The sequence below is a fragment of the Streptomyces sp. NPDC004752 genome (assembly GCF_053601275.1).
In genome coordinates, this window is record NZ_JBSGBN010000217.1 from 1 (window position 1) to 9,857 (window position 9,857).

The window sequence follows — 9,857 nt, forward strand, 5'->3', positions numbered from 1 at the left end:
TCCGGCTCCGGCTCCGGCTCCGGCGAAGCCCGCCGCGCAGGCCGCCCCGGCCACCGCCGCCCCGCAGGGCCCCGAGTACGTGACGCTGCGCGGCCCCTCCGCGGCGGTCGCCAAGAACATGAACGCCTCGCTGGAGCTGCCGACCGCCACCTCGGTCCGCGCGGTCCCGGTGAAGCTGCTGTTCGACAACCGCATCGTCATCAACAACCACCTGAAGCGGGCGCGCGGCGGGAAGATCTCCTTCACCCACCTCATCGGCTTCGCGATGGTCCAGGCCATCAAGGCCATGCCGTCGATGAACTGGTCGTTCGGCGAGAAGGACGGCAAGCCGACCCTCGTCAAGCCGGCGCACGTCAACCTCGGCCTCGCCATCGACCTGATCAAGCCCAACGGCGACCGCCAGCTCGTCGTCGCGGCCATCAAGAAGGCCGAGACGCTGAACTTCTTCGAGTTCTGGCAGGCGTACGAGGACATCGTCCGGCGTGCCCGCGACGGCAAGCTGACGATGGACGACTTCACCGGCGTCACCGTCTCCCTGACCAACCCGGGCGGCCTCGGCACCGTCCACTCCGTGCCGCGTCTGATGCCCGGCCAGTCGGTCATCATGGGCGTCGGCTCGATGGACTACCCGGCGGAGTTCCAGGGCACCAGCCAGGACACCCTGAACAAGCTCGGCATCTCGAAGGTCATGACGCTCACGTCGACCTACGACCACCGGGTGATCCAGGGCGCCGCGTCCGGCGAGTTCCTGCGCCAGGTCGCCAACCTGCTGCTCGGCGAGAACGGTTTCTACGACGAGATCTTCGAGGCGCTGCGCATCCCCTACGAGCCGGTCCGCTGGCTCAAGGACATCGACGCCTCGCACGACGACGACGTCACCAAGGCCGCCCGCGTCTTCGAGCTGATCCACTCCTACCGGGTCCGCGGCCATGTCATGGCCGACACCGACCCGCTGGAGTACCGCCAGCGCAAGCACCCCGACCTCGACATCGTCGAGCACGGCCTGACGCTGTGGGACCTGGAGCGCGAGTTCGCCGTCGGCGGCTTCGCCGGCAAGTCGATGATGAAGCTGCGCGACATCCTCGGCGTGCTGCGCGACTCGTACTGCCGCACCACGGGCATCGAGTTCATGCACATCCAGGACCCGAAGCAGCGCAAGTGGATCCAGGACCGGGTGGAGCGCCCGCACTCCAAGCCGGAGCGCGAGGAGCAGCTGCGGATCCTGCGCCGGCTGAACGCCGCGGAGGCTTTCGAAACCTTCCTGCAGACGAAGTACGTCGGGCAGAAGCGGTTCTCCCTGGAGGGCGGCGAGTCCGTCATCCCGCTGCTCGACGCGGTGCTGGACTCGGCCGCCGAGTCCCGGCTCGACGAGGTCGCCATCGGCATGGCCCACCGTGGCCGGCTGAACGTCCTCGCCAACATCGTCGGCAAGTCGTACGCCCAGATCTTCCGCGAGTTCGAGGGCAACCTCGACCCGAAGTCCATGCACGGCTCCGGCGACGTGAAGTACCACCTGGGCGCCGAGGGCACCTTCACCGGTCTGGACGGCGAGCAGATCAAGGTCTCGCTGGTCGCCAACCCCTCCCACCTGGAGGCCGTCGACCCGGTCCTGGAGGGCGTCGCGCGCGCCAAGCAGGACATCATCAACAAGGGCGGCACGGACTTCACGGTCCTGCCGGTGGCGATCCACGGCGACGCGGCCTTCGCGGGCCAGGGCGTGGTGGCCGAGACCCTGAACATGTCGCAGCTGCGCGGCTACCGCACCGGCGGCACGGTCCACATCGTCATCAACAACCAGGTCGGCTTCACCGCGGCCCCCGAGTCCTCGCGTTCCTCCATGTACGCGACGGACGTGGCCCGCATGATCGAGGCCCCGATCTTCCATGTGAACGGCGACGACCCGGAGGCGGTCGTGCGCGTCGCACGCCTGGCCTTCGAGTTCCGCCAGGCGTTCAACAAGGACGTGGTGATCGACCTCATCTGCTACCGCCGCCGCGGTCACAACGAGTCGGACAACCCGGCCTTCACCCAGCCGCTGATGTACGACCTGATCGACAAGAAGCGCTCGGTGCGCAAGCTCTACACCGAGTCCCTGATCGGTCGCGGCGACATCACCCTGGAAGAGGCCGAGCAGGCGCTGCAGGACTACCAGGGCCAGCTGGAGAAGGTCTTCACCGAGGTCCGCGAGGCCACCTCGCAGCCGGCCGCCGCGGACGTCCGGGAGCCGCAGGACGGCTTCCCGGTGGCGGTCCCCACGGCCGTCTCCTCGGAGGTCGTGAAGCGCATCGCCGAGTCCCAGGTCAACATCCCCGACCGGGTCACCGTCCACCCCCGGCTGCTGCCGCAGTTGCAGCGCCGGGCGGCCATGGTCGAGGACGGCACGATCGACTGGGGCATGGGCGAGACGCTCGCCGTCGGCTCGCTGCTCCTTGAGGGCACCCCGGTCCGCCTGGCGGGCCAGGACTCGCAGCGCGGTACGTTCGGGCAGCGCCACGCGGTCCTGATCGACCGGGAGACGGGCGCGGACTACACCCCGCTGCTGTATCTGTCGGAGGACCAGGCCCGCCTCAACGTCTACAACTCCCTGCTCTCCGAGTACGCGGCGATGGGCTTCGAGTACGGCTACTCGCTGGCCCGGCCCGACGCGCTGGTGATGTGGGAGGCCCAGTTCGGCGACTTCGTCAACGGCGCGCAGACGGTGGTGGACGAGTTCATCTCCTCGGCGGAGCAGAAGTGGGGTCAGACCAGCGGCGTGGTGCTGCTCCTCCCGCACGGCTACGAGGGCCAGGGCCCGGACCACTCCTCGGCCCGCCCGGAGCGCTTCCTGCAACTGTGCGCCCAGAACAACATGACGGTCGCGATGCCGACCCTCCCGTCGAACTACTTCCACCTGCTGCGGTGGCAGGTGCACAACCCGCACCACAAGCCGCTGGTCGTCTTCACCCCGAAGTCGATGCTGCGGCTCAAGGCGGCGTCGTCGAAGGCGGAGGAGTTCACGAGCGGCCAGTTCCGTCCGGTCATCGGCGACGACTCGGTCGACGCGGCGGCCGTGAAGAAGGTCGTCTTCTGCGCGGGCAAGGTCTACTACGACCTGGACGCCGAGCGGAAGAAGCGCGGTGTGACCGACACGGCGATCATCCGTATCGAGCGGCTGTACCCGCTGCCGGGTGCCGAGTTGCAGGCCGAGATCGCCAAGTACCCGAACGCCGAGAAGTACCTGTGGGCCCAGGAGGAGCCGGCGAACCAGGGTGCCTGGCCGTTCATCGCCCTCAACCTGATCGACCACCTGGACCTGGCGGTCGGCGCGGACGTCCCGCACGGCGAGCGGCTGCGCCGCATCTCCCGCCCGCACGGCTCGTCCCCGGCGGTCGGCTCGGCCAAGCGGCACCAGGCGGAGCAGGAGCAGTTGGTGCGTGAGGTGTTCGAGGCGTAGGGCCTCCGGCGGTTCAGCCGATATCGAAGGGCCCGGCGCCGAGTTCTTGCTCGGTGCCGGGCCCTTCGCCTGGTCATGCCGGCGATTGCGGAGCGTGCGCGGGTGCGGGGCCGTGGGGGGTGGTTGCGCAGTTCCCCGCGCCCCTGATCGCCTGATCATGACCGACCGTTGCGGAACATGCGCGAATGCAGAGCCGTGGGGGTACTTGCGCAGTTCCCCGCGCCCCTGTTGGGGCGCTTCAGGGGAGGTACGCCTCGAAGTCCCGGGGGGCGGGGGCTCGTGTGGTGTGGTCAGCCCAGGAATGCCTCGAAGTCCCAGTAGGGGCGGGTGCGTTGGCGGGCTGAGATGGTGTGCGAGTGCTGGGCGCCCAGGGTGCGGGTCAGTGTGAGCAGACCGTCCTCCTCCAGTTTTCCGGCCTCCTCCTGCTCCCCCGCCGCCCGGAGATCGGCGGCGAGCGCCACCTGGCAGGACAGGGTCAGCGGATGCTCGTGGCCCAGGACGTGCCGTGCCCTGCGCAGGGTGTCCCGGCTCAGCACCACGGCGTCCCCGATACGTCCGTTGAAGTTGCGTCCGCTGGCGGCGTTCAGGGCACAGCCCAGAACCCAGGGGTGGTCCGCGCCGAGCGTGGCGGTGAGGCCGGCCAGCGCGGCCTCGAACATCGCCATGGCCTCGGCCCGTTCACCCGCGGCCTGCATCACGAGACCGGTGTTGGAGACCATGCCGGTGGCCACGGGGTGCGCGGGACCGAGGAGGGCGCGGTAACCGGCTTCGGCCTCGTCGATGAGCTCACGGGACTGGTTCAGATCGCCGTGTTCCCTGAGATAGTTTCCGTAGTTCGTGATGAACGCCAGGGTGCGGTAGTGCCCGCGGCCGTGCACCTGTGCCAGTTGGTCGAGGAGGCTTGCCATCTCGGGCCCCGTCTCCTGGGGCTGGCTGCCCTCGCGGCGACGGCACATGACCAGATGTCCGCGGGCCGACAGCGTCTGCGGATGCTGGGCGCCGAGCACCTGCACATGGAGCCTGACAACGGGTTCCTGGCGGGCCAGCGCATCACGGAAACGTCCCAGGAAGCGCAGGTCCTGTGCGACGGCGTTCCCCGAGCTGAGTGTGGTGATGTGCCGCGCGCGCAACAGGTTCTCCCGCCGCGCGAGGTTGTCCACGTCCAGGTCGTACGCCTCCTGGTACCGGCCCAGGCGTCGGAGGCCGACGCCGAGGTTGTGCCGGGCGATCAGCGTGAGGTTCTCGTCCGGACCGAGCAGGCGGAGGTAGCTGTCGAAAACCTCCTGCTGCAAGGTGTGTGCCTCGTCGTATCGGCCGAGGTGGCGCAGGCTGGCGGCGATGGCGCCCTTGGTGGAGAGTTCGGCGAGTTCCATCCGCGGCTCGGCGGCCTGTAGCCGTGTCTGGATGGCCCGGTCGAGTTCGTACGCCTCGCGGAACCGGCCGTCGGCCCGCAGGATGTTGCCCTCCTGAGTGGTGAGATCGAGCATCGGCTGGGCCAGCGGGTCCATGAACTGCGACCAGTGGTCGCGGATCCGCTGAGCGAGGTCCAGCCCGCTCTTGAACTCCCCGCTGCGCAGGCAGTACCGAAGGCAGTTCAGAGTCGTCTCCTGCACCCGGGTCTGGGTGCTGCTCAGTGCTCCCGAGGGCTCCAGGTGCGGCAGCAGTTCGGCGTAGCGGGGCCAGTTCCTGCTGTCGAGGGGATTGCCGGGATCAGCCTGCGCGAGAAGCGTGCGGACTGCCCTTCGGTGGATGTTCCGGTCGTCCTCGCCGGTGAGCTTGGAGACGATGTCGTGAACGAGCCGGTGCATGTGCACCGACTCCTGGTGCGGACCCATCTCGGCGCCCACCGGTCCGCGCGTCTCACGGGTGAGCACGGAGTAGTTGACCAGGGTGTCCAGGGCCCGGGTCCAGGCGGGCAGGTCCGTGACCATCCACCTCAGTTCCTCGGGCAGTTCGACCTGCGGGTAGGCACGGATGAGACCGATCGGGATCCGGCCGGGCGCGAACGACGTGCACAGGCCCAGAAGGTCGATGGCCTGCGGCTGCGCGTTGCGCAGCCGGTTGAGCAGTATCGACCAGGAAGTCATCGACGACTGGAGGATGCCGTCGCCGACGACCGGCTCGTCGACCGTGGAGAGTCTGCGCTCGCGCACCATGCGCAGATACTCCGGTACCTCCATGCGCGACTCACCGAGCCAGGAGGCGGCCTGCACCAGCGGCAGCGGCACGTCGCCGAACTCGGCGGCGACCTCGTCCGCCTCCTGTCCGGTGATGTGCGGAGCCCGCCGCAGCAGATAGGCGGTGGACTCCGGACGCAGGAAGGCGGGAATCTCAAGGATGTCGGTGTGCTCGCTCCAGCCGCGGTTGCGGGAGGTGATCAGGACGTGCCCCGGGCCCTGCGGAATCAGTGTGTTGACCCCGTCCGTGTCGTCCCAGCCGTCGAAGATCACCAACCAGCGGGTGTACGGCTCCCCGCGGCGCAGTGCCTCACGTGTGGCGCGAATGCGCTCACCGGGTTCATTGCCCATGCTCAGGCCCAGTTCCAGCCCGAGTTCGCCGAGGCGGTCGCGCTGGATGTTGCGGTCGTCGGAGTTGACCCACCAGACGACGTCGTAGTCGGGGCTGAAGCGGTGCGCGTACTCGGCGGCGAGCTGGGTCTTGCCGATGCCCGACATGCCGAGCAGGGTGCACACGGCGGCGCCGCGCTCGGCGTCGGCAAGGCGCTGGTGCAGGCTGGTCAGCAGGTCGTCGCGGCCGGTGAACCGCGGGTTGCGGCGCGGGACCTCGCCCCAGATCTCGCACCGCGTCTCGGGGTAGCGGGCCCGGTTGGCGAGCGGCTTCGGGACGCGACGGCGTTCCAGGCCGAGCCGCCTGAGCAGACGGTCCTCCGCCGCCTGCTCACTCAGTCCCCACAGGCTGGCCGGTTCCAGCACCGCGGTGGCGGGAAGAAGCGGCCGGTTGGTGAGATTGACGGCGGCGAACCGATCGGAGTGCGCGGCGACGAAACCGCGCAGGATGTCGTTCCACTCGCCGGCGGGACGCGGACCCAGTTCGAAGAACCAGTCGTCGAGAACGAGGAGGACCGGCCCGGAGGACAGCAGCAGATCGCCGAGCGAGTCCTCCAGCGTGACCTCACGCGGCGGGTCCCAGCGCTGCAGAGTGGCCTCGTGTCCGTGGCTCTCCAGGCACTGGGCGATCCATGTCGCCCACGAGCGATGGTAGCCCGGGAAGACCACCAGGACGCGCTCGGATGGCACCGCACCCTCGTCGCCCGACCGCCGCTGTCCCGCCATCGCACACTCCCTGTTCCCGCGTCTGCCGCACTCTCGCGCCACACGCTAACGCAAAGCACTCTTGTGCCGACGGAGTGTCATGAGAACTTTTGGGCGGTCACACCGAGACCGGCGTGATGCCTGCCCATCTCCTCAACGAACTCTCTGCCGGCCAACGTCAGTTCATCGGATTCAAGCAGTATGGACAAGGCTTCGCCGACATCATCTCGGTACGCCTCGAACCGTTGCCCGGCCCGACGCTGCCATGCGGGTGAAGCCAGTGACGCATGACGCGCCCGCCACCACAGATCGGTGAGCGCGAGATGCGCATAGGCGCCCTGGAGCACGGCCGGGACGGGCCGGGGGTCAGGACGCCAGCCCACGCGGTGTGTGCCGACGCCACCGGGGCGGCACAGCGGAACGAGCTCGTCGAGGGCGGCCAGCTTGGTGTGATGGGTCTCGTGCACCAGCGATTCCGCCAACTCCCATGATTCGGCGGGCAGTTGGGTCAGCGCGGCGCCCGGGGCGGCCCGGAGCGTGGCTCCCATGGCACCGGCCCGTCCGCGCACCGCGGGTGCCAGCGGTACCACGGCACGCAGCACGGTCCGGATCTCGAAGGCGCGCCCCGGATCGATCGACGACAGGAGTTCGCAGGCCACGCGCCATCGGCGCGCCCACATCCGGTGCGGACAGTACGGACGCTCGACGGCGTGCAGGGCTCTTGGCCCTATGCCGTGCGGGGGCACTCGGTACGGGTCGAGGTCATCGAGGACGACGGTGCTACCGGGCAGCGTACGCAGCGCCGACCAACCGGGTCCGCCACCGGCTTCGTCAGACGCGCCCGAATCCTGTGCCATGGGGTCCTGTGCCATGGGGTCCTGTGCCACCGAGCTTCGCAGCGTGACGTGGCTGTGCCCCTGGTCGTCGCTGATCCGTGTCAGCCCCGCGGTGTGGCTCAGGCGGGCCCGGCCGGAAGGGCACCGCAGCACACCGAGGCCCGGTAGCCGCAGTGCGCCCGACGGTGCCGGAACCCAGCCGTCGAACCCGCAGCCCGCGCGAACGGCGGCCGCGACCGCCACACCCCCCAGGTGGCCCAGATGTCCCTCGAAGGCGGCTCCGGCCGGCGCGGTGAGCGCCTCGCTGAGCCAGGCGCCGGTCATCGGATAGTCGAGGACGTCACGCACCGCGGCGGCGTCGGTCCGTTCGGCCCGCGCCAGGAACGCCCAGTCCTGGTCGAAGCGCCGGCGGGCCGCCACGGATGTCGCGCCGCGCTGCTCGACCTTGACGAGGAGCGCCTTCACCAGCAGCATGCGACGCGCGTGGAGTGCGACACGCAGTGCCGCCGTTGCCGCCGGTCCGGGCCGGGTCCTTGCGAGCGCCGTGAAGACCTCGGAAGAGACCGGTGTCCGGGTCATTCCCTCTGGTCCTCGCCGCGGGCGGCATCGACAAGTCCGGCCGAAAACTGACGCCCACCTGTTCCTCCCGGGCTCACAGGCTCGGGGTCGGTCTCGCTGTACCACACCTCCTGGAAGTCGACGGAGCCGCGCAGGACGTGGTCGACGGCCGCGATCAGCCCCGGATCGTCCATGGCACGCAATGTCCGCAGGTCGACACCGGTGAGGTCCGGCAGGAGCGCGGTCCATGCGACCTCGTCGCCCGGACCGAACGCCCCGTTCCTCTGCTCCCCCACCCTCGGCTCCTCCCTGCCCACGCCCGCCCCGCGCAGCCGCACTGGCTGCCCACTCCTTCCCGACAGGCCGGGGACAGAAACCCGACTCCGATCAACTTCGGTCGCGTTCGGTCAAGTTCGCCCAGTCTGCCGTCCATGGCCACCACGGCGGCGCCACCGCGTGCCACTGTTCCTCCGGCGTGCGCTCGGCCCCGGACCGCGCCTGCTCCTCCAGCCGCCGCGTCAGTTCCACGTCCGCCCAGTCGACCTCCCGCAGCGCCCCCACCAACCGCTGCCACTGGTCCCGGGCCGCCCGGTAGGCCGCGCGGGCCGCACGAGGGCGGTCCATCAGGGCGAGCACGGACCCCGAGCCGTGCCGCGCCCGCGCCGCGGCCACCGAGCCGGGATCGGCGCCGTACGCGGCCAGGGCCTCGCGCTCGGCGTTCTCGTACGCCTGGAGGGCGTCCACCAGGACCGGCGCCCCGGCCCGGTACCAGCCTTCGAGCCGGACCCGGCCGAGCTGCAGCCACACCTCAGCCCGCACGGCGGCGTCGGCCGCCGCCCGTACCGCCTGCCCCAGCAGATGTCTGCTCTCGAACAGGTCGGGCAGGAAGCCGAGATGGCGGAACCGCTGGGCCAGCGCACTGCCCACCAGGCCCTGCAGCCGACCGCGCTGGGCCGACCGCGCGGGCAGCGACTTCAGCGCCTCGCGCAGCACGTTCTCGGCCCGGTCCACGACCCGCGCGCCGTCCCCCGCCGACGCGCGCCGCAGCAGCGACTCGCCCCAGGCGGTGAGGAGTTCGCAGCGCCGGTCACTGTAGGGCGGCGCCAGCATGACGGCCGTCTCGTACGCCTCGTCGGCCTCGGCGGCCTCGCCCGCCACGTCATGGAACGCGGCCCGCGCGGCCAGGCAGGGCAGCCGCAGCTCCGGGTCCTCGCCCGCGGCCCCCTCGGCCGCCACCAGGGCGGCACGGGTCTCGGCGTCCTCGGCTCCCGCGGCCCCGAGCGCCCGGGCGAGGTCGAGCAGCGCCGGGCTGCGCACCGCCGCGGCGGCCTGTCCGGTCTCCAACAGCGCGCACGCCTCGCGCAGTTCGGGTACGGCCGCCCCGGGACGGCCCAGATCCAGCAGCAGGCGCCCGCGCAGCAGCAGCCGGGCCCGGTGGGCGGTGACCGAGGCGGGCGCCCCGCCGTCCGGCTCCCGCGGCCCGCCCTGCCGCACCGACTCGGCCCACGCCCGCGCCCCGGCCGCGACACCGGGCCAGGGTGCGTGCCGTGGGTCCAGTGCCGCCGCTGCCGCCGACAGCTGCTCGGACTCCCCCGTCAGCCTCCACAGCTCCCGTCGGCACGCGGCGAGTTCGAGGGCCGCCTCCGCCTGCTCGGTGGTGTCCGCCGGTGCCGCCGCGTGGGCCGCGGCGAGGTCGTCGACGGCGTCCCGCAGCAACGGGGCGCGCCGGCCGGCCGCGCGCACCGCCGCCGTGCCGGC

4 protein-coding genes and 1 pseudogene are annotated in these 9,857 nt (G+C 70.8%); 1 reads left to right on the plus strand and 4 read right to left on the minus strand.

What is annotated here, in order from left to right; all coding sequences use genetic code 11:
* A partial coding sequence (locus ACWEKM_RS44470; RefSeq protein ID WP_451627012.1) for a multifunctional oxoglutarate decarboxylase/oxoglutarate dehydrogenase thiamine pyrophosphate-binding subunit/dihydrolipoyllysine-residue succinyltransferase subunit occupies nucleotides 1–3,433 on the plus strand: 3,433 nt, incomplete at its 5' end.
* 290 nt (nucleotides 3,434–3,723) lie between these two features.
* On the opposite strand, the gene fxsT is transcribed toward ACWEKM_RS44470, so the two are convergent.
* The 4 genes and pseudogenes from fxsT to ACWEKM_RS44490 all read right to left on the minus strand — a co-directional run.
* Nucleotides 3,724–6,726 carry an FxSxx-COOH system tetratricopeptide repeat protein gene (gene fxsT / locus ACWEKM_RS44475; RefSeq protein WP_451627013.1) on the minus strand — a complete coding sequence of 1,001 codons (3,003 nt, stop codon included), beginning with the start codon at nucleotides 6,724–6,726 and terminating at the stop codon, nucleotides 3,724–3,726.
* Nucleotides 6,727–6,803: 77 nt separating this feature from the next.
* Nucleotides 6,804–8,120: an aKG-HExxH-type peptide beta-hydroxylase gene (locus ACWEKM_RS44480; RefSeq protein ID WP_451627014.1), complete on the minus strand. Its 1,317-nt coding sequence runs from the start codon at nucleotides 8,118–8,120 to the stop codon at nucleotides 6,804–6,806.
* Entirely contained in the window at nucleotides 8,117–8,395 is a 279-nt protein-coding gene (locus ACWEKM_RS44485; RefSeq protein WP_451627015.1) for a hypothetical protein, read from the minus strand. Before ACWEKM_RS44485 ends, ACWEKM_RS44480 begins: the two co-directional genes overlap by 4 nt.
* Nucleotides 8,396–8,486: 91 nt before the next feature.
* Nucleotides 8,487–9,857: pseudogene (locus tag ACWEKM_RS44490) on the minus strand (hypothetical protein); the annotation flags it as partial.

Excerpts from the sequence above, each read along its gene's own strand:
- ACWEKM_RS44480 (WP_451627014.1), bottom strand. The coding sequence starts at position 8,120 with ATGACCCGGACACCGGTCTCTTCCGAGGTCTTCACGGCGCTCGCAAGG.
- fxsT (WP_451627013.1), bottom strand. The coding sequence starts at position 6,726 with ATGGCGGGACAGCGGCGGTCGGGCGACGAGGGTGCGGTGCCATCCGAG.